The following is a 19942-nucleotide window of genomic DNA, read 5'->3' as shown; positions in this document are numbered from 1 at the left end:
TCAGGCGTCCTTTTTTATGAGACGCAGGAAGGTGTCGATGCGCTCCTGAAACTCAGAGGGAAGCGGGCGTTGGAAACCTTGGTGGAGGCTCTCCACACAAGCCAGAAGGACGCCGGTCTTTTGCTCATAGGATGAAGGATCACGAAAGAACAACGGCCAGATGCATTCGACAGCCGCAGAGAAAGCCGAGAGCGCTTCTTCCTCTCTACGTTCTTCTCTAAGAATTTTCCCCTGAAGGTAGAGATTCTCTGCGATGTTTGGCATGAAAAGGGCATGGTTGTGGATGGCCAATGTTCTGAGAATATCAGTCGCTTCTTGTAGGGTTTTGAGTGCATCTATGGGATTTTTAATGTGTTTCAGTATTATTCCTAGGTTATGAAGCTGTCTCGCTAGCTCTGGCTGGAATGATTGAGGATTGCGCGACGATAGGTTTCGGTAAAGTGAGATTGATTCACCTATGGCCTGCCGTGCTGCCTCATGGTGAGTCAAATCGCTCAATATGTTTCCTAGGTTGGCAAGACTCATTGCGAGGCCATGTTGGAAGGATGCGGGATTGTGTAGAGCCAATGGGCGGTGAATGCTGATTGCTTCGTTGATGTTCTTGAGGGCTTCTTGGCTCCTTCCCATTTCGCGATAAAGGGATCCTAGATTATTGAGGCTTCTGGCGAGGTCGGGCTGGAATGCATCAGGGAGTTTTTTGGCAAGGTGCCGGTTGATGGTGACTGCTTTGTTCATGATGTCTAAGGCCTTTTCAGGATAGCCCGAATCACGCAATGCATTCCCTAGGTTGTTTAAACAGCCTGCGAGGTCGGGCTCGAAGGTGCCGGGATGGCGTGTGGATAGTGATAGGTATATGGTGACTGCCTCGCCAATGGACTTCAGCGCGCTCTTTGTCTGGTGCATGTGGCTCAGTATTGTCCCTAGTGTATTGAGACTCATGGCAAGGTCGGGCTCGAAGTTGTCGGGGTCCTGTGTTGCCAGTTGTCGATAGATGTCCACTGCCTCGTGTGTCAATTTTAGGGCGGCGTCGTATTGATTGAGGCTATATAGCGCCGCCCCTTGGTTATTGAGGCTTGCCGCAAGCCTGGGTTGGAAGAAGTTAGGGTTGATCTGGGCCAATGACCGGTAGTGAGAGGTTGCTTCCTCCAATGCTTTCAAGGCATCCTTTTGGCGCCCCACGTCGAGATACCGAGTGCCTAAGTTATTGAGAATCTCGGCGCGCTCGGATACGGAGTCGGCCACTCCAATAGGAAGTGCTTCGAGGCGAATCTTTTCGACCCACGTAGCAACCTCAGCAAGAATTACTGTCTGCTCTGGAATCCCGGCCTCGTGTAGAAGCCGTGCTTCGTTGATGCCGCCTGCGGCAACTAGTTGTCCCAGCAGAACGTCTCCTACTGCCGAAAATGCAGTCTGTTGTCCGGTGGCTTTAGCTGCCTCCAGCGCAAGAACGGATCGGCGTGAGAGAAGTGTGCCGGGAAGCAATTGCTCCAGCCAGCTACGACTGACCGTCGGATGCTCTGCAGATGCTCGACTCAGGAGTTCTAAGGCAGTTCGTACTGTGGCATCTGGATCGTCTGGTGAAATTACCAGAACAACCCACTCGGGAGGTGCACGCTCATTGGTTTCGCGACTTGGTGATGCAAGCCGCATGACCATGGCTTCGCCGAGCAGATCGGGCTCCAGTGCTGGAAGAAATGGCCTGTTGTTGTTCGTTGTGTGCTGATAGAGCCACTGCAACTGTTGAAGCAACTCGTCTTCTTCGGGATGAAGTCTGCGTCGCAGAATTCGTTCGACGATAACAACTGCTTCGCCGCGTGTTGCGAAGCCGCCTCGGAGCGTTGCGGCCACCACGGTCTGGCGCGCTAGGTGCCGCTGCCTGACGAGGCTAGCTCGTGTTCGTTCTGCATGCTGTTCCCAGCACTGCTCCTCGTGATCGAGGATCGCATCCATGAGGGTCTTGGGGCGAAACTCAAGGCTCTTTACGGAGGCTAGCGCCGCCATGTGGATATAGAGCGTGCGTTCGAAGTGGTGATCGTCGAAGTCAAGCATAGGCGGGGCGCGTGAGTACGTTTTCCCTAGAAGCGCCGAGAATTTCTCTGCCGCTCGGTGATACTCTTCGGTGCGTTGGGATTCGGTAGAGGCGAGTGGAATAAGATGTTGAGTTACTGCTTTGCTGAGCCATGCGCCCATTTCGTTGTTCGGATTGCGTAGGGACGCCCACCAGTCGCCATCATTCCTGGCGAGGAGCAGGATCCTGACGTGACGGAGCTGAGCTTCACCATTCTGTCTCGCGTAGCGGGCGAGCCGCGCAAGGAAGGTTTCAAGCCCCAGTCGGCTCTCCGCGTAGTCAATTACAATCAAGAGGGGACGCCCTAGTGAATAAAGCCGTTCAAGCCAGTCTGCGGGCACGTTCTTGGTCAGGAAGCCCGCCACCCACCATTGTTCTTTGCGGCGGCGGACCCACTCGATTGCGAGACGCGTCTTTCCAACGCCTCCTTCGGAGTGGAGAAGTCGTATCGATACGGGTGTTGTTTCGCTGCACCACTGGTCAAGTCCGCTGATGACATCTTCGCGTCCGTGGAAGGCTACGACTTGATGTCGCGCGTTCAGGAGCGAGGATGGAAGGTCGTCGGATTGAGGAGGCTCAACGGCTCCCGACGTCAGCAAATCATCAATTCCCGGCACCACCTCAACATCGACGTGCTCGCGGAGGAACGCCATCAAGCACTCGGCTGATACTCGTGCGGCATACTCCTTGAAGTGGTCATCACGCCCAGCGTTGGCGAAATCCATCACGCTCTTCATCACTAGTGCATCGAGTCTTCGATGCGGCTGCGAATGCGCAAGAGCCCCGACGGCCGCTGCCTCCATTTCAAGTCCTAGGGCCTTTCTCATATACGAAGACACCGAACCCCAATAGTTCACGTCCTCGATGACCTGACTGCCGCTCCCCATTGGGTCGGTGTGAACACGAAATGGAAACAACTCTCCCGTAGGCGAGAGGTCCGGAAACAGGCCTGCATGCTGGAACAAGAAGTCCTCAACTCGAGCGCGCCCCTGCTCGGTAAGCTTCGAGCCGCTGGCCTGGATGTCTCCTGACTTCCTCAAGGTCTCGATGACCTGGCGCCACTGGGGACAGAGCCGAGGGTATTCCGGATGCTTCCAGGGCTCAGCAACCTCTTCATGGAGTTTGAGGAGCGCCCAGTTCTCCTGCCACTCGTAGGGTACGGGTCGAGCCCGCCACCAAGTTTCGTCCTTGAATCGAGCGACGAAGTCGAAACACTTGAGATCCTGCTCCCAGTCGTAACGCAGGTTGTAGGTTGTGAGGTCCTGCTGCACGGCAGTGGGGTGGCGCTTCCCGGTGTCGTGGAAGAACAGTCTATTAGGCGCGATGACATCCCCAAGGTTCGTTTTCTTGGGATGTCCTGCGCATACGCCACACATGGCCACGCAGCGAGGGCTGTACTCCTCGACCAAGGGCAACAGCGCGGTCGTAGCCTCGACCGCCCCCATTCCACCCGCGAGTGCTAGAGCGACGCGCAAGGGGCGCTTGGCCTTGCCTTCGTAGGCGCGGAACGACACTCGGAGTCCGTTGGGTCTCCGCTCTTCTTCCCACTGACTGCCTTGGACCGCGCCGGCCTCGACTTTTCGAGCTGCGTCGTATTCCAGAGGAATTGCCGTCAAGATGATTACGTCAACGCTGCGCACGCTGCCCCCGCTCGTGGACATGGCCGGCAGTGTAGAAGGTATGGCCAGGACCCAACAATCCGGGTCAAAATGACTCGCTCAGTGTGGCTTGCGAGTGGGGCGGTGTTGGTTCCTGGCCAGACTGTCCTCCGGGGCAACTCCCAGGATGTCGTCGCACGTGTTTCCGTCAAGGTGATCGAAGGGGCTCATTCTCACCGCCCTTTGAATTCCCAAGGACGAGCGCGAAGCTCAGGGGAACACGATGCCCGGCAAGCACGAGGCATTCATCAACGGCATGTCTCCGGTGACTTCGGAGAGTGATGGCACCGTGGTGGGGTTCGCGGACGTGTGCCTGACGCCTAGCCCGAGTGGCCCTGTGCCTATTCCGTATGCCAACGTCGCCAAGAGCGAGGACTTGGAGGAGGGCTCCCGGACAGTCCGCATCGGTGGCGCCGCTGTGTGCCTGTCGAACTCCTGCCTGGGCTCATCGACGGGCAACGAATCAGGGACGTTGGGCGGCGTTTCCTCAGGCACGACGAAGGGGCGGGCGCATCCGGTGACCTTCTCGCCAGACGTGAAGATTGAAGGTAGGTCCGTGGTCCGTAACTTCGACCTCTTCACGTTGAACGAACGGAACGTGCCACCGTTTGCCATCGTCCAGCCCCAGGGCACTGCTCCCACCGCGACGCAGGTGAACGAACTCTCAGCCTCACAGGTAGTCGAGCGATGCTCATGGTGCGGCAAGGAGAAGCATCCCTTCGATACGAAGGGCCGAGTCGGCAGCAACCAGGGCAGCTCAGCGGTGCTGGGGCGCAACATGCTGGAAGGGCAGGCTCTCGCGACGCACACTTGGTACGCGGGGCCCTTCTCGCTGGCGGCCCATCACCTCATCTGCCTGGAAGCACTGGACAAGGAGGACTGGGCCCTCTACTGCGCGCGGTTCGGCTACCACCCAGACCGGAAGCAGAATGGCGTGTTCCTGCCCATGAAGCTGGCATTGGCGTGTCAGCTCTTCGTCCCTGTTCACCGAGGCAACCACGCGGACGGCCTGGCCATCGAGGTGCGGCTGTCCTATCCGCGGGCCGTCATGAAGCAGTTGAAGGCCGTCGAGGCCGCACTGATGCGCGGGGCGTTCTGCTCCAAGCCCGAGGCTCTGCTCGACGAGTTGGACCGAATCAGCGAAGAGATTCTGGCGAAGGTGGCCTGCTTCAGGTGGACGCTCACCCGTGACGGCTTGGACTACGCGCCGGGCGGTGTGGGCTGTGCCGGGCTCAAGAGCATCCGCCAGAAGCCAGGGCAGGGGCTGTGTCCACACGGACGGCGGCACTCCCTGGTGCATGCCGTCAGTCGCCTGTCCCTGGGGCTTGGTGTGCTTCGTGTGGGAGGATGAACCATGCAGACCGAGTACTTCGTGCTCGAAGCGGCGGCGAACGACAGTCACCCCCTCCTTCAGTGGGACGAGAGTGGCAGTGCCTTCCATCGAGGCGAGGCGGTCTCGGTGACCGAGCCCATTCGACTGCGCTTGGGGCAGCCGGTGCCTCGTCACCCCGTTATGGTGGACCACCACACCCTGCCCGAGCCTGTCATCTCCGAGCGTATCAGGAACGTACTGGAGCCTCTATCTCTCCACCGGGTTCAGTTCGTGCCGGCGGATGTCAGGGTGAGCACAGGTGACGTGCGGAGGTACTGGTTGATGCACGTTTTCAACGAACTGGCCTGCATCGATGCGCGGCGCTCCCTCTGCCGCCGCTCACCCAGCGGGCTGGTGATGGTGAGCCTCGACAAGCTGGTGCTGGACGAGCAGATGCTGCGGGCTGTTCCAGAAGAACTGCGCCGCGTATTCGTGCTCACAGAGTCCGTCTCGACGTATCTCTTCCACGTCTCCATGGTGGAGAAGGTGCTGGCGCTTCAGCCCGAGGGCTTCCGCTTCGTCCCAGTGAACCAGTGGAACGATGCCACTGGATTCGAGCCCTGAGAGCGCCCCGGCCTACAGCGGAGGCTCCGTCAGCACCAACAACCCCCGGGACGTATCCACGACATACACATGGCCATCCCCGGGCACCTGAAGCCCCGTGGCCCCTTCCTCCAGCGCATCCCCACGTCCCGGGTCCGTCTCGCGAAAGCTGTTGAAGTACGCCACTTCACGCAGCTGCGTGGGATTGCTCACATCCAATACACGCAGCCCTTCCTGGTGATACGTCACATACAGCCGCGAGCCCCGCAGCTCCAACGCCCGCGGTGACACGACTCCCCGCAGCCCATACTCCCCAATCTTCACGATGTCGCGCGGCTCAGTGACGTCCAGCGCCCGCAGCCGCGCCCCCGCGCCCAGGCTGCTCTCGAACGCCACGATTCTCCCGCCGAACGTGCCCACCGCGCTCGCGCGGCTGTTCGCGTACGGGTACGTGTACCGGCCCAGAATCTTGACCCCTCCGCCGGAGCTCGCGTCGACGACCTGCAATCCATCCCGCAGGTGGTTCACATAGAGCCGGCCCTGGTAGCTCACGGGGCCTCGCGACGACGGGTTCTCCGAGATGCGCGCCCCGGAGACGATGCGCTGAAGCAACTTCGGCTCCGAAGGCGTGGAGATGTCGAACATCAGCGTGCCCGCCGATGCCTCCGTGGCCACCGCGTAGAGCCGGTCCCCATCCACGCTCACCATTCCCAGGCTCACGGGCTGGTCCGGCACCCTGCCCACGAACACCGGCGCGGAGGGCAATGAGATATCGAGCACCACCACACCCGAGCTCGCGCTCGCGATGTACAGCACCCCGTCCTTGAACGTCGCGCCGCGCCAGTCGGAGTCCTCCGGCAGGCTCATCCGCGCCACGCGCACCGGGGCCTCGGGGGCTCTCACGTCGAAGACGGTGAGACCTCCACGCTGTCCGTCGCGGTCCTGCGAGATGACATAGGCGTGGCCGTCGATGACCTGCACGTCCACGGGCATGCCCAGGTCCACCCAGCGCTCGGAGACCAGCTTCAGCCCGCCGGAGACCTCGTGCTCGCCCTTGAAGCGCGCCACGCGCTCGGCGCGGAACGTCCCCGACTCCACCAGCGCTCCATCGCGACACCGCGAGAAGCAGCCCGTCAGCGAGCGCGGGCCCACCGCGTTGCAGCCCACGAAGGTGAACAGCCCGTCTGGAGACTGGCTGGAGACGAGGAACGTCTGCGCGTCCCACACCCCGGCCACGGCGGTCGCTCCGAGGACCTGCTCGGGGATGCCCGCGGAGCTGAGCTTGAAGCCTCCGCCCAGGGGCGCCGCGCGGGCCTCCTGCGTGCCGCGCGCGTCGAAGCGCAGTTCACTGCGGTACACCCCCTCGCGCTCCAGCGCCTCCAGCGAGCGGCGTTTGCATCCGGACAGGTCGAACGACGTCAGGCTGCCGCAGACCTTGGCCGCATCATCCAGCACGCGACAGACGGAGAGGGGGCCGGAGTCCATCCAATCACCCCGCTCCTCGAGCGGGGCATACCGTCCATCCCACGGCGCTTCTTCCGACGAGGTGCAGCCGGACGCGGCGCAGGCGAGCAGGACCGTCAACGCGAGACGCGTGGGCTGCATCGCATACCTCCTGGGTGGGGAGCCGCACACCGGCCCTGGTGCTCCCGCCTCTCAGTGTAGGAACACGGCTTCCTCTTCGGGAAGCCGACCCTTCGCACGAGTGGTCAAAGGCGCACGTACCGGAGCATGTGCCCATTGTTCCCACCTGCTCAAAGGGCGCCATACCTGGCCGGTCGTCCTCGTCGAGCGGCCGCCTGCTCGCCCGCGGCCCCGGAGCCGCTCGGAGGCCCCGCGTCACCCGACCCGCCGATGCGCCGATTCCCCCTGAAGCCTCGCTCTCCCGCGAGCGGAGGCCGGCGTTTAGTTCTCTCCCATGAGCGACATTCTCACGAAGGACGTGGTGATTGTGGGCGGAGGCCCCGCGGGCCTGAGCGCGGCGCTGGTGCTGGGGCGTGGCCGCAAGAAGGTGCTGCTGTGTGACGCGGGCTCGCCCCGCAATGCGGCGGCCGAGCACATCCAGGGCTTCGTCACCCGCGACGGCACGCCGCCTCGCGAGTTCCGCGCCATCGGCCGCGAGCAGCTCCGCCCCTACGACGTCGACGTGCGCGACGTGCGGGTGAACGGCATCGAGCGGCTGGGGGACGCGCGCTTCCGGGTGACGCTGGAGGGCGGAGTCGTCGTGGAGTCCCGCCGGGTGCTGTTGGCCACGGGCATGGTGGACGTGCTGCCGGACCTGCCGGGTTACCGCGAGCTGTGGGGCAAGGCCCTCTTCCAGTGCCCCTACTGTCACGGCTGGGAAATCCAGGACAGGGCCTGGGGTGTGTTCGCGGGGTCGGCGGCGGAGGCGGAGCTGTACCTGGACTTCGCCCTCTTCCTGAAGGGTTGGACGGCGGACGTCACCCTGTACACGCAGGGCGCCTTCCCCATATCGGAAGAGCGCCGCGCGCGGTTGAAGCGCGCGGAGGTGCGGCTGGTGGAGGGCCCGGTGAAGCGGCTCATCGCCTCGGCGGACGGGAGCGCGCTGGAGGCGGTGGAGTTGGAGGACGGGACGCGCGTGCGACAGGAGTACCTCTTCGTCCGTCCGCCGCAGCGGCACGTGGCGCTGGTGGAGGGGCTGGGGCTCTCGCTGGATGAAATGGGCTTCGTGAAGGTGGACCCGATGCAGCAGACCTCCGTGCCCGGCATCTCCGCGGCGGGAGACCTCACCACGCGCCTGCAGGGCGCGCTGGTGGCGGCGGCGGCGGGTGCGCAGTCCGCCTATGTGATGAACCACCACCTGAACCTGGAGGCACCAGGCGGCGGCCACGCGAAGTGACGCCGGGTCGAGCCCCGCGCTACGAAGACCCCATGGCCACCGCACACCTCGACCACGACCACGCATGGTCCACCATCCAGCGGGACTTCGAGGAGAAGCGGCGCCTCATCTGGGTGGGCCCGCAGCGGCCCCTGGCGTCGCGGCACTCACGCACCCACTCCGCGGTGCACTCGTATGCCGTCGTGATGCTGGTGCTGCGCGGGGAGTCGAAGGTGCGGCACGCGGGCGACCTGGTGCTGCGCGCAGGCGACGTGCACCTCATTCCGCCCGGGGATGCGCATGGCCGTGAGCACTCGGATGCGGAGTGCCTGGGGCTCGGCTTCTATCCGGAGGCGGTGTCCTCGGACGCGGAGGAGCGCGCGGCACGGCTGGGGCCGCTGTTGCGCGTGCGCGGCGGGTGTCACCCGGTGCTGCGGCCCACGTCCGTGCAGCGTCGGCGGCTCTTGCGGTGGATGCGGCTGATGGAGGAGGAGCAGGCGCGTCAGGAGCGCGGCAGTGACGAGGCCAGCCTCTCGCTGCTCCGGCTGGTGTTGGTGGAGCTGGAGCGGATGGCCTTCCCGGACACCGTGCCCGAGTCCTCTTCCATGGGGCTGAGCCGCCGGGCCCTCACCTACATCGAGTCCCACTGTCTGGAGCCGCTGTCGCTCGCGAAGGTAGCGCGGGAGCTGGGGCGCTCGGCGCCGCACGTCGCGGGCGTGGTGCGTCAGGAGACGGGGCGCTCGGTGGGCGAGTGGATTCTGGAGTGCAGGATGGCCGAGGCGCGCAGCCGGCTGCGTCACACCGACGAGCGGGTGGACATCGTCGCGGAGCGGGTGGGTTACGCGGACGTCACGCACTTCATCCGACTCTTTCGCCGCGTGCATGGTGTGACACCCGCCGCATGGAGGAGGCGGATGGAGGCAGGGGTGCGCTGAACGCGCGTTCTGTACTTTGTTGGCCGATTCAATTGACAGGAAACTGTCATCTCGGTAGTTCGTGCGCATGCCGACGCCGATGAGGGAATCGTCGGGAGCGAGCCAACCCAGGCCCGCTCCCCGAGGCGCATTGTCGTGCCAACGCTTCAACGAGCCGGGGGATTCGTGGTGGCAGTGTGGGCGGTGTCGCTGATGGCGCCGAGAGCGAGTCGACGCAAGCGAGGTGAAGAAGAGGTTCGCCTCTACCGAGGTCCGCGAGAGGTTCCTCCACCACCGGAGGCAGGAGGAGCGCCGCCGTTGCTCTGCCCCTTCTGGTTCAACCTGGGGCCTCAGGTGGCGGCGAACGACACGGAGCCCGCGGCGCGCGGGAAGGGACGCCGGAGCAGGAAGCCCACGCCCTCCTGAGCCGCAAGGACGTCGAGTCAGTCCGACGCACCCCTGCCTGAGCGGGAGACCGCTTCATGCGCGAGGACGCGGAAGTGCTGCGCGGCGGGTGAGGGCCGCAGCCCGGGAAAGGCCACCACCAGCTCCGCGTGGTTGGGAGCGCCGCTCAAGGGACGGAACACGACGCCCTTGGGGCACAGGGCCTGGGAGGACGCGGGGGCGATGGTCAATCCCAGGCCCGCCTCCACCATGCCGACGACGGAGGGCCATGAGCGCGCTTCCTGGAGGATGTTCGGGGAGAAGCCCGCGGCCAGACACATGCTCGTCACCAGGTCATGCAGGCCGGGGGCGGAGTGGCGGGGGAAGAGGACGAACGGCTCGTTCGCCAGCGAGGCCAGCGCCACGACCTGCTGACGGGCGCGAGGGTGCCGCGCCGGCAGGGCGAGCACGAAGCGCTCCCGGAGCAGCCGCTCGACGGTGAGGCCTTCGTGACGGAAGGGCGCCCGGACGATGGCGATGTCCAGCTCACCCGACGCGAGCGCGGCGCCCACGTTCAGCGTCTCGCTGTCATCCAGCTCCAGCTTCACCTTCGGGAACCGGGTGCTGAAGCGCAGGACGATGTCCGGCAGCACGCCGAAGGCCGAGGACGCGGCGAAGCCGACGCGCAGCGTGCCCGTCTCGCCGCTCGCCGCCTGCTGCACGGTGTGGATGACATCCGCGCGCCGGGCCAGCAGCGTGCGAGCCTCCTCCAGCAACCGGGCCCCGGCGGTGGTGAGCGCCACGTGGCGGCTGGTGCGCGTGAGCAGCTCGACTCCCAGCTCGGCCTCCAGTCGGCGAATCTGCTGGCTGAACGGCGGCTGGGCCATGCCGATGCGCGCGGCGGCCCGTCCGAAGTGCAGCTCCTCCGCCACGGCGATGAAGAGCTGGAGCTGACGGAATTCCATATCGAGACGATAACCGTCTCAATGGGGGTCGAAAGATATATTGGTCGTGAAGGATGCACCTCCCTACCATCGGTGCATGCGATTCCCTTTCATGCCCCTTGGCGTGGTGCTCGCGACGCTGACGGGTGCGCCCGTCCTGGCGCTCGACGGTGACGCCCGCTCCGTCACGACCTACGAGCCCATCCCGGAGGCGAGCGTCCAGGCGAAGCTGGACGTGGCGGACCAGTTCACCCGGCGGGTGGACCTCCTGCGAGACAGCCTCGTCCTGCCCCGCTGGCTGCGCGAGGGGGACCGCCTGGTCTTCTGGGCGCGCGAGGGCAAGGACGGCGGGACGTGGGTGCTGGCGCACGCGAGGACAGGAGAACTCAAGCCGCTCGTCTCGGGCGAGCAACTGCGCGAGCAGCTCTCCGCGCTGCTGGGCAAGCCCGTCACGGCGCCTCGCTTCTTCGACTTCGCCTTCACCCCGGATGAGCAGGGCATCGTCTTCCGGTGGGAGGGGAAGACCTTCGGCCTGGGCCTGACGGGAAGTCGCATCACGCTGCTGTCGCCGGAGGACAGGACCGCGCTGAGGCTGTCTCCGGAGCACTTCCTCGCGCCGCGCGGAGGTGCGCTCGCGGTGCAGCGCCAGGGCGGCTTCGCGGTGCTGGGCGCGGATGGCGCCACCGTGGTGGAGCGCACGGGGGAGACGAACCTGGACTGGCGGATTCCAGAGCGCCCCTGGTCACCGGATGGCCGCTTCCTGGTGGTGTGGCGGGACGACGTGCGCGCCGTGCACCAGGTGCCCGTCGTGGACTACTCGGACGCACTGGAGAAGGTGACGACGGTGCCGTACGCGAAGACGGGGACGCCGATTCCGCGCTCGGAGCTCCATGTCGTGGAGGTGGCCACGGGCCGCGTGACGCGCATCCCTCCCGTGGAAGGCGAGACGTATGACTGGTTCGCCGGCTGGAACCCCGAGGGCACGGAGGCGCTGTGCCTCCACCTCTCGCGCGACGCGAAGCGGCTGGACCTCACCGCGGTGACACCCGGGACGGGGCAGCGTCGGCGGGTGCTGCGCGAGGAGCGTCCGGAGACCTTCGTCACCGGCCTGGACTTCGCGACGGGCGGCTGGGCGAAGCAGGTGACGGCGCTGCCGGACGGCCGGGGCTACCTCTGGATGTCCGAGCGCGACGGCTGGCGGCACGTGTATGCGTATGACCGCGCGGGGAAGCTGCTGCGGCAGCTCACGCGCGGCGCCTTCCCCGTGCACGAGGTGGTGGGAGTTGCGCCCCAGGGTGACGCCCTCTACGTGCTGGCCTCCGCCGACAGCGGCGCGCCATACGAGCAGCTCTTCTACCGGGGCAGCCTGAAGGGCGGCGCGCTGAAGCGCTTGTCCTCGGGCTCGGGGATGCATCGAATCACCCTGTCACCGTCGGGCCAGTACTACGTGGACGCGTGGTCCTCCCGCACGCAGCCCCGGTTGCGGGAGTTGGTGTCCCTGGAGGGCGGCAAGCGCGTGCGCCTCACCACGGCGGACGCGAGTGAACTCGAGGCCCTTGGGAACGCGCGGCCGGAGCCCTTCGTCGTCAAGGCCGCCGACGGTGTCACGCCCCTGCACGGCGTGCTCTACAAGCCGCGCGACTTCGACCCGGCGAAGCGCTACCCGGTGCTCGTCTATATCTACGGCGGCCCGTTCTTCAACCTGGTGCCATGGAACTACATTGGCAACGCGATGTCGTTGACGGCCAGCGGCCTGGCGCAGCTCGGCTTCGTCACGGTGCTGCTGGACCCTCGCGGCGGCCCGGGGCGGAGCAAGGCCTTCCAGGACGCGAACTATGGGCGCGTGGGCCAGACGGAGATTCCCGACCACGTCACGGGCCTCAAGCAAATCGCGTCCACGCGTCCGTGGATGGACCTGGAGCGCCTGGGCCTCTACGGCCATTCCTGGGGCGGCTACTTCACGCTGCGCGGCATGCTGACGGCGCCGGACTTCTTCAAGGCGGGCTATGCCGGCGCACCAGGCGCGCTGACGGAAGAGGCCATCATCAACGAGCCCTACCTCAACCTGCCGGGCGTCAACCCCCAGGGCTACGCGGTGGGTGACAACCTCGCGCTCGCGGACAGGCTGAAGGGCCCCCTGAAGATGATGCACGGCACCAGCGACGTGAATGCCACGCTCTCGGTGACGATGCGGATGGCGGAGGCGTTGATCCGCGCGGACAAGCACTTCGAACTGCTCCTCATGCCCGGCCAGCCGCACTCGCCGCAGGGCGCCGCCGCCCGCTACTACCTGGACGACGTGGGACTGTTCTTCCTCAAGACGCTGGGCACGCCCCGGTGATGCCTACTTCTGACCACCTGGTCCCATATCGTCCCCACGGGTGTCGGCGGACCGACTAGACTCGGGGTCGTGGCCAGAACCCGTCAGAAATGTCTGAACTGTGGCGCCCCCTTCCTCAAGGCGGTGGAGCGCGAGCCCATCTGCACCCATTGCGGCGCCGAGCGGATCCGGCCCCAGGGCCTCCCGCTCCAGCCGGGGTGGAAGGAGGTCAACCCCACGCCGAGGCCCCAGGCCCAGGGGCCCGTGCTCGGCATCATCGTGGTGTCCGTCCTGTTCATGACCTGCATTGGCGGAGGGGTCGCCTTCTTCGCGCTGGCGGACTCGAAGCCCAGGCCCGCGCGCGTGGCGGAACGACCCGGGCCGCCGCCCGCGGTCATCTTCCCGGTGCCTCCGCCCCCGCCCATCGTGACGCAGCCTCCGCCGCCTCCCCCCGAAATCATCATGCCGCCGCCCGTGAAGCCCACGCCGCGGCCGCTGCCCAAGACGAATGAGGCGTGGGGCGCGGTCATGCTGTCCAAGCACCTGCGCGACTACGACTACTGCGGCAAGGAGGCCATCCTCCGCGACGGCAGCATCCCCCGTATCTTCCGGCTGCGGGCGCGGTTCGACGCGAAGGGCGAGGGCGTCAAGGGCAAGCTGACCCCCACGCCCTCCGTGGCGATGCTGAACGCCTGCATCGAGAACCGCACCAAGTACATCTACCTGGGCAAGCCGCCGGAGCAGCGCGAGTTCGCCGTGGAGATGACCCTGTCCTTCGCGCACCTGCGTCCCAAGGGCAAGCCCGAGACGCGTGATGACCAATGGGGCGCCCTTGGCGACGACTGAGCCTCGGCGCGCGACCGGAAGTCGATGGTCGCGCGTGACTCCCTTTTGAGTCAGGCCCCCAGGACGTGTCCTCGTTCCGAGTAACGCCCCAATCCCTGGGGTGGTCCGTGACGCAGGAGCACGACATGTCCCCAAGACACGCCCGGCGGCGCCTCTTCCACGCGGTAGCGCTCACCGGAGGGCTGCTGTCCCCCCTTGCCCTGGCTGCGGCGCCGGAGTCCCAGGGCGAGCGACACCACGACGCGCGCCTTGCCTACAACGCGCGGGCGCACTTCGACTTCACGTCCACGCAGCGGCAGGCGGAGGCGGCGCTGCGCCAGTCCGTGCCGGAGCTGCGCGTGGAGGTGGACGCGTCGAGCGGACGGGTGCGCTCGCTCGTCAACCTGGTGGGGGCGCTCTCCGGACCCGCGAGCGGAGACGCGCTCCTGGTGGGCCTGGACTTCGTCCAGCGCCATCGCGAGGTCCTCGGCCTGGAGCAGTCCGACCTGGCGAGGCTGGAGCTGACCGACCGCGTCTACTCCCGTGTCAGTGGCGCCACGCACTTGTATCTGCGACAGAGATACCAGGGTCTCCCCGTGTACAACGCGCAGCTCCAGGTCAACGTGGACCGGGAGGGACGGGTGCTGGCGGTGCACAGCGACTTCCAGCCAGCGCTGGAGTCCACGCTCGCGAGCGGCGAGCCGAAGCTGAGTGCGGCCGAGGCGGTGGCGGGCGCGGCCAGGCACCTGGGCGTGCGGCTGCGCGAGCCACCTCGCGCGCTGAAGGTCGAGCCAGGCGAGGCGCGGCGCACGCGCGTGGAGGTGGACGGCCTGTCGAGCGAGCCCATCGACGCGGCGCTGGCGGTGCTGCCGCTGCGCCGGGGCGAGTCGCGGCTGGTCTGGCGCTTCCAGGTGCACACGCTGGATTCGCAGCATGCCTACGACGTGACGGTGGACGCGGGCACGGGCGAGGTGTGGACACGCTTCGACTGGATGTCGGGGGATTCGTACCGCGTGTACCCGAGGCCCGCGGAGAGCCCTCACCATGTCGCGCCGCCACCTCCCGCGGATGGCCGGACGCTCGTCGTGAACCCCGCGCATCCGCTGGCCTCGCCCTTCGGCTGGCATGACACCAACGGCGTCGCGGGCCCCGAGTACACCACGCCGCGCGGCAACAACGTCCACGCCTACGAGGACCGCGACGGCAATGACCTGCCGCCCTCGAGCGAGCCGAACTGCGGCGTGGGGCTGGCGTGTGACTTCGCCCTGGACCTGACCCACGCGCCGGGCACGTACCACGCCGCCGCCGTCGTGAACCTCTTCTACTGGAACAACCTCCTGCACGACGTGCAGTACCAGTACGGCTTCGACGAACTGGCCGGCAACTTCCAGGTCCACAACCACGGCCGGGGAGGGCTCGGAGGCGACGACGTGCGCGCCGAGGCACAGGACGGCGGTGGTACCGACAACGCCAACTTCCTCACGCCGCCGGACGGCTACCGCCCGCGCATGCAGCTGTACCTCTGGACGTCACCCGACCCGGACAAGGACGGTGACCTGGACAGTGGCATCATCGTCCACGAGTACGGCCACGGCCTCTCCAACCGCCTGATTGGCGGCCCCAGCAACGTGGCGTGTCTGACCAGCCGGCAGCAGCCCGGCGAGGGCCTCAGTGACTTCCTGGCGCTCGTCTACACCGCGCGCGCGACGGACACCGGCGCCCAGGGCCGAGGCATCGGCACCTACGCGCTGAACCAGCCCACCACCGGACCGGGCCTGCGCACGCAGCGCTACAGCACGTCCTCCGCCGTCAACACGTGGACGTTCGAGAGCAGCAACGGCATGGCCATTCCGCACGGCGTGGGCGCCGTGTTCGCCCAGGCGCTGTGGGAGGTGTACTGGGTGCTGGTGACGCAGTGGGGCTTCAGCGACAACCTGTATGCGGCCACCGGCAACGCGGGCAACCAGCGCATGCTGCTGTATTTCACCGAGGGCCTGAAGCGCACGCCCTGCAACCCCACCTTCCCCCAGGTGCGCGACGGCATCATCAGCGCCGCCACCACCCTGCACGGCGGCGAGGACGTCTGCCGGATGTGGACCGCGTTCGCCGCCTTCGGCCTGGGCTCCAATGCGACGAACGCCGGGGGCATCGCCATCAACGGCTTCGCCGTGCCGCCTTCATGCAGCCCCATCATGAACCGCCGCCAGGAGCCTCCCACCCCGTAGATGCCCCCGCCGGCCCACCGGAGGACTTCTCCCGAGGTCCTTCGGCGCGCCACATCCACGGTGTATTTTCTCGGATGGCCTATAATTCTCGTTTTGTGAGAATGTCCGGGCTGGTCCCGAAGGGACGCGAGTGACTGGGTTCATCGAGAGGAGCGAGACATGTGGGGAGTGACGTATCGATTTCGAGGCGTGGTGGGAGCGCTGGCGGTAGCGCTGCTGGCGGCCTGTGGTGACACGTCGGGGGCGGGCCGCGAGGGAGTGGAGGGCGAGGCGCTGTCGGATGTGCGCGCCATCGACGACGACATCCGCGCGCGGCTGGAGGCGCTGCCGGGCGTCACGATTCTGGGCGACGAGTACGTCGACGACTTTCGCTTCTTCACGCTCGACTTCGAGCAGCCCGCGGACCACCGCAACCCGGGAGGAGAGAAGTTCCTCCAGCGCATGACGCTGTTCCACCGCTCGGTGACGGCGCCCATGGTCATCGACACGGAGGGCGCTGAAATCTTCGCGGAGCCCATCGCCGCGGAGCCAGTGGACTTGTTGAAGGGCAACCAGGTGACGGTGGAGCACCGCTTCTACGGCACGTCGACGCCCGCTTCGCGCGACTGGAAGCTCCTGGATGTCTGGCAGTCCGCGGCGGACGCGCACCGCGTGGTGGAGGTGTTCAAGACGATTTACGGCGCGCGCTGGCTGTCCACGGGCGTGTTCCGGGGCGGCACGGCGGCGCTGCTGCACCGCTACTTCTATCCGAACGACGTGGAGGGAACGATTCCCTACGCGGAGCGGCACAGCCTGGGGTTGCAGGATGTCCGCGTGCCGCACTTCCTGGCGAACGTGGGGGACGCGGCGTGCCGGAACAAGCTGAAGGCGGTGCAGCGCGCGGCGCTGGAGCGGCGCGCGGAGCTGACGCCGCTGTTGGCGGCGCAGGTGGAGTGGGGCTTCACCTTCGACACGCTGGGCGTGGACAAGGCGTTCGAGTTCAGCGTGGTGCGGCTGCCCTTCAACTTCTGGGAGTACATGGGGCTGGCGCCGTACGACTGCGACACGATTCCGGGACCCACGGTGTCGGCCGAGGAGCTGTTCGCCTTCGTGGACCTGGTGGCGGGCCCCGCGTACACGTTCTCCGACCAGGCGCTGAACAGCCCGGTGGGACCGGAGAGCTACCAGTGCGCCACGGAGCTGGGCGCGCCGTTGTATCCGGAGGCGGAGCTGTGGCCCCTGCTGCGCTACCCGGGCGGGCAGGTGCCCACGTTCCTGCCGCCCACGGGCGTGGCGAAGGTCTACAACCCGGTGCCGCTGCTCAAGCTGGAGCTGTGGACGCGGCTGCACGCCCGGCGCGTGCTCATCGTCGACGGAGCGCTGAGCCCGTGGAGTGCCTCGGCCTTTGGCGTGAGCTCCAGGAATGACTCGTACCGCATCGTGGACCCGGCGGGCATCGGCTTCTACGGGACGCTGACCGCGCTGCCCGAGCCGCAGCGCACCTTCTACTTCGAGCGGCTGGCCGAGTGGGCGGATGCGCCGGTGCACGTGCCCGCGGTCACCGAGGGCAAGCTGAGCCGGAGCTACGAGAAGCAGCTGCGTCGTCGGTAGTCGTCGCGCTGGCTGAAGGACCCGAGGGGCACGCGTCCACGTGGCGTGCTCCCTCGGGTGGAGTGCCTGGTCCGTCGCGAGTGTGACGGACCACCAGAGCACCGTTGCGGTGGGAGGTGGGCGCGCTAGGGTGGGGTGCTCGATGCCCATCCAGCGCTTGCGGATTTCCGGATACCGCTCGGTGCGTCAGCTCTCGCTGGAGCTGGGCCCGGTGAATGTCATTGTCGGGGCCAACGGCAGTGGCAAGACGAACCTGTACCGCGCGCTGTACCTGTTGGTGGCGGCGTCGGAGGGGAGGCTCGCGCGCACCCTGGCGGAAGAGGGCGGTACGCCGAGCGTGCTGTGGGCGGGTTCGCGGGGCGCGAAGCAGCCGGTGCGGCTGACGGTGCAGGTGGAGATGGGCGAGCTGGCGTATGAGCTGAGCTGCGGCATCGTCCCCCACATCCAGCGCTCCGGGGACCCCTTCAAGCTGGACCCGGAGGTGAAGTCGGAGCACCTGTGGGCCTGGTCCGGGGGGCGGAAGGTGGTGCTGATGGAGCGCAAGGACCGCACGGCCTTCATGCGGGACGCCGACGGGAAGCGGGTGACGTTTCCCACGCAGCTCTGGAACTCGGAGTCGGTGCTGGACCAGTTGGGCGAGCCGCACCGTTTCCCGCGCTTGTCGGAGGTGCAGCGCACGTTCGCCGCGTGGCGTTTCTATCACCACTTCCGCACGGACCCGGACGCGGCCATGCGGCATCCGCGCGTGGGCGTGAGGACGCCGGTGCTGGCGCATGACGGCGCGGACCTGGCGGCGGCGCTGCTGACCATCCTCCGGATTGGCGACACGCGCGGTCTGGAGCAGGGCATCGACGATGCGTTCCCGGGGGCTCGGCTGGAGGTCCAGTCCAGTGAAGGGCGCTTCAGTCTGTTCATGCACATGCCGGGGTTGAGCCGGCCCATGGCCGCGACCGAGCTGTCCGATGGAACGTTGCGCTACCTCTGCTTGCTGGCGGCGCTCTTGAGTCCGCGCCCTCCGCCGTTCCTCGCGTTGAACGAACCGGAGACGAGCCTGCATCCAGACCTGTTGGAGCCACTGGGGAGACTCGTGCTGAGGGCGGCGAAGGACAGCCAGGTCTGGGTGACGACGCACGCGGAGCCCCTGGCGCGCACGGTGGCGCAGGCCTCACGCTGTTCGCCCGTGTATCTGGTGAAGCGGGACGGAGCCACGCAGGTGGAGGGAGCCCTGGATGGCGATTCCTCCGACTTCGTCGAGGAAGAGGAAGAGGAAGAAGAGGACCGGGGTGGTTGAGCACGTCGCGGAGTCCATGACGCGAGTTCTCCGTCGGGAGCACGCATGACGCCGGGCCTCTACAGTGTGCACAAGCCGGTGGGGCCCACGAGCTTCTCGGTGGTGCAGTCCTTCCTGGAAGAGGCGCGAGCCGTGCCGGGCAAGCGCCTGCCGATATGCCACGGTGGGACGTTGGACCCGTTCGCGGAAGGCCTGCTCCTGGTGCTGGTGGGGCAGACCACGCGGCTGTTCGAGCTGCTGCACGCGGTGCCCAAGACGTACGAAGCGGACGTGGTCTGGGGCACGGAGACGGACACGGGAGACCTGCACGGCAAGCCCGTGCTTCAGGGGGACGTGTCACGCCTGACGCCCGGGTTGCTCGACGCCGCGCTCGCGCCCTTCGTGGGCTGGCACGAGCAGGTGCCGCCGGCCACGAGCGCCAAGAAGGTGGGCGGAGAGCCGGCCTATCGCAAGGCACACCGAGGCGAGGTGGTGGAGCTGCCGCCCTCGCGCGTGTATCTGCATTCAGCGCGGTGGCTCTCGCACGACCTGCCGCGCTCCAGTCGCCTGACGCTGACGTGTCGCGGGGGCTATTACGTCCGCTCGCTCGCAAGAGACGTGGGGCGAGTGCTCGGCTGTGGCGCGCACCTGTCCACGTTGCGGCGCACGGCGATAGGCCCATGGACCGACCCGCCCCCGGCGACGCGCGTGGGCTCACACGGGCGCGCGTTGTTGCCCTGGGCCCGCGCTCGTCCCCTCACGGACCTGGAGGTGGGCGAACTGCGCCGGGAGCGCTCCATCCCGCTGAGTGGCACACTGCCTCCCGACTGGCGCCTGCCGCCAGGCTTCCCGGACCCCGAGGCGCCCGTGCGAGGTTTCCATCAGGGCCGGCTCACGTTCCTGCTGCGCGAGCGGGACGGCGCGTTGTGGAGCGAGCAGGAGCTGCGCGGCGGCCTGTGACGAAGGGGTGCCTCACGCACGAAGGCCCAC

At 66.6% G+C, this 19942-nt stretch carries 13 protein-coding genes; 10 read left to right on the top strand and 3 right to left on the bottom strand.

Going from position 1 to position 19942, the window contains the following annotated elements:
- Positions 1-3708, bottom strand: coding sequence for a tetratricopeptide repeat protein (locus tag LZ199_RS22875; RefSeq protein WP_253995868.1), 3708 nt, complete (start codon positions 3706-3708; stop codon positions 1-3).
- A gap of 241 nt (positions 3709-3949) precedes the next feature.
- On the opposite strand from LZ199_RS22875, the gene LZ199_RS22870 reads away from it, so the two are divergent.
- Together LZ199_RS22870 and LZ199_RS22865 are read left to right on the top strand one after the other, a co-directional pair.
- The gene (locus LZ199_RS22870; RefSeq protein ID WP_253995867.1) at positions 3950-5077 is read left to right on the top strand and encodes a PAAR-like domain-containing protein; all 1128 of its coding nucleotides are present in this window, start codon (positions 3950-3952) and stop codon (positions 5075-5077) included.
- A 3-nt stretch (positions 5078-5080) separates the two neighbouring features.
- Positions 5081-5662: an imm11 family protein gene (locus LZ199_RS22865; RefSeq protein ID WP_253995866.1), complete on the top strand. Its 582-nt coding sequence runs from the start codon at positions 5081-5083 to the stop codon at positions 5660-5662.
- Between the two features lie 12 nt (positions 5663-5674).
- On the opposite strand, the gene LZ199_RS22860 is transcribed toward LZ199_RS22865, so the two are convergent.
- Positions 5675-7246 carry an LVIVD repeat-containing protein gene (locus LZ199_RS22860; RefSeq protein WP_253995865.1) on the bottom strand — a complete coding sequence of 524 codons (1572 nt, stop codon included), beginning with the start codon at positions 7244-7246 and terminating at the stop codon, positions 5675-5677.
- Between the two features lie 313 nt (positions 7247-7559).
- Between LZ199_RS22860 and LZ199_RS22855 the strand changes: the two genes are divergently transcribed.
- A complete protein-coding gene (locus LZ199_RS22855) occupies positions 7560-8501 on the top strand; it encodes an NAD(P)/FAD-dependent oxidoreductase (RefSeq protein ID WP_253995864.1) in 942 nt (313 codons plus the stop codon).
- Between the two features lie 32 nt (positions 8502-8533).
- Entirely contained in the window at positions 8534-9415 is an 882-nt protein-coding gene (locus LZ199_RS22850; RefSeq protein WP_253995863.1) for a helix-turn-helix domain-containing protein, read from the top strand.
- Between the two features lie 422 nt (positions 9416-9837).
- On the opposite strand, the gene LZ199_RS22845 is transcribed toward LZ199_RS22850, so the two are convergent.
- Complete coding sequence (locus LZ199_RS22845; protein WP_253995862.1) at positions 9838-10743, bottom strand: LysR family transcriptional regulator; 906 nt, start codon at positions 10741-10743, stop codon at positions 9838-9840.
- 91 nt (positions 10744-10834) lie between these two features.
- Between LZ199_RS22845 and LZ199_RS22840 the strand changes: the two genes are divergently transcribed.
- The 6 genes from LZ199_RS22840 to truB all read left to right on the top strand — a co-directional run bounded on the left by LZ199_RS22840 (position 10835) and on the right by truB (position 19912).
- Positions 10835-13063 (top strand): S9 family peptidase, encoded by a 2229-nt coding sequence (locus LZ199_RS22840; protein WP_253995861.1) that lies wholly within the window; start codon positions 10835-10837, stop codon positions 13061-13063.
- Between the two features lie 69 nt (positions 13064-13132).
- On the top strand, positions 13133-13888 hold the full coding sequence (locus LZ199_RS22835; RefSeq protein WP_253995860.1) for a hypothetical protein: 756 nt from the start codon (positions 13133-13135) through the stop codon (positions 13886-13888).
- Positions 13889-14013: 125 nt separating this feature from the next.
- Positions 14014-16092: a M36 family metallopeptidase gene (locus LZ199_RS22830; RefSeq protein ID WP_253995859.1), complete on the top strand. Its 2079-nt coding sequence runs from the start codon at positions 14014-14016 to the stop codon at positions 16090-16092.
- 159 nt (positions 16093-16251) lie between these two features.
- Positions 16252-17682, top strand: a complete 1431-nt coding sequence (locus LZ199_RS22825) for a S28 family serine protease (RefSeq protein ID WP_253995858.1) — start codon at positions 16252-16254, stop codon at positions 17680-17682.
- Positions 17683-17824: 142 nt separating this feature from the next.
- The gene (locus LZ199_RS22820) at positions 17825-18973 is read left to right on the top strand and encodes an AAA family ATPase (protein WP_253995857.1); all 1149 of its coding nucleotides are present in this window, start codon (positions 17825-17827) and stop codon (positions 18971-18973) included.
- Positions 18974-19018: 45 nt separating this feature from the next.
- Positions 19019-19912 carry a tRNA pseudouridine(55) synthase TruB gene (truB, locus tag LZ199_RS22815; RefSeq protein ID WP_253995856.1) on the top strand — a complete coding sequence of 298 codons (894 nt, stop codon included), beginning with the start codon at positions 19019-19021 and terminating at the stop codon, positions 19910-19912.
- The last annotated feature ends 30 nt before the right edge of the window (positions 19913-19942 follow it).

Source organism: Myxococcus qinghaiensis, assembly GCF_024198215.1.
GTDB lineage: Bacteria > Myxococcota > Myxococcia > Myxococcales > Myxococcaceae > Myxococcus > Myxococcus qinghaiensis.
The sequence above is the reverse complement of the archived record's forward strand: the minus strand, read 5'-3'. Positions and strand labels throughout refer to the sequence as shown.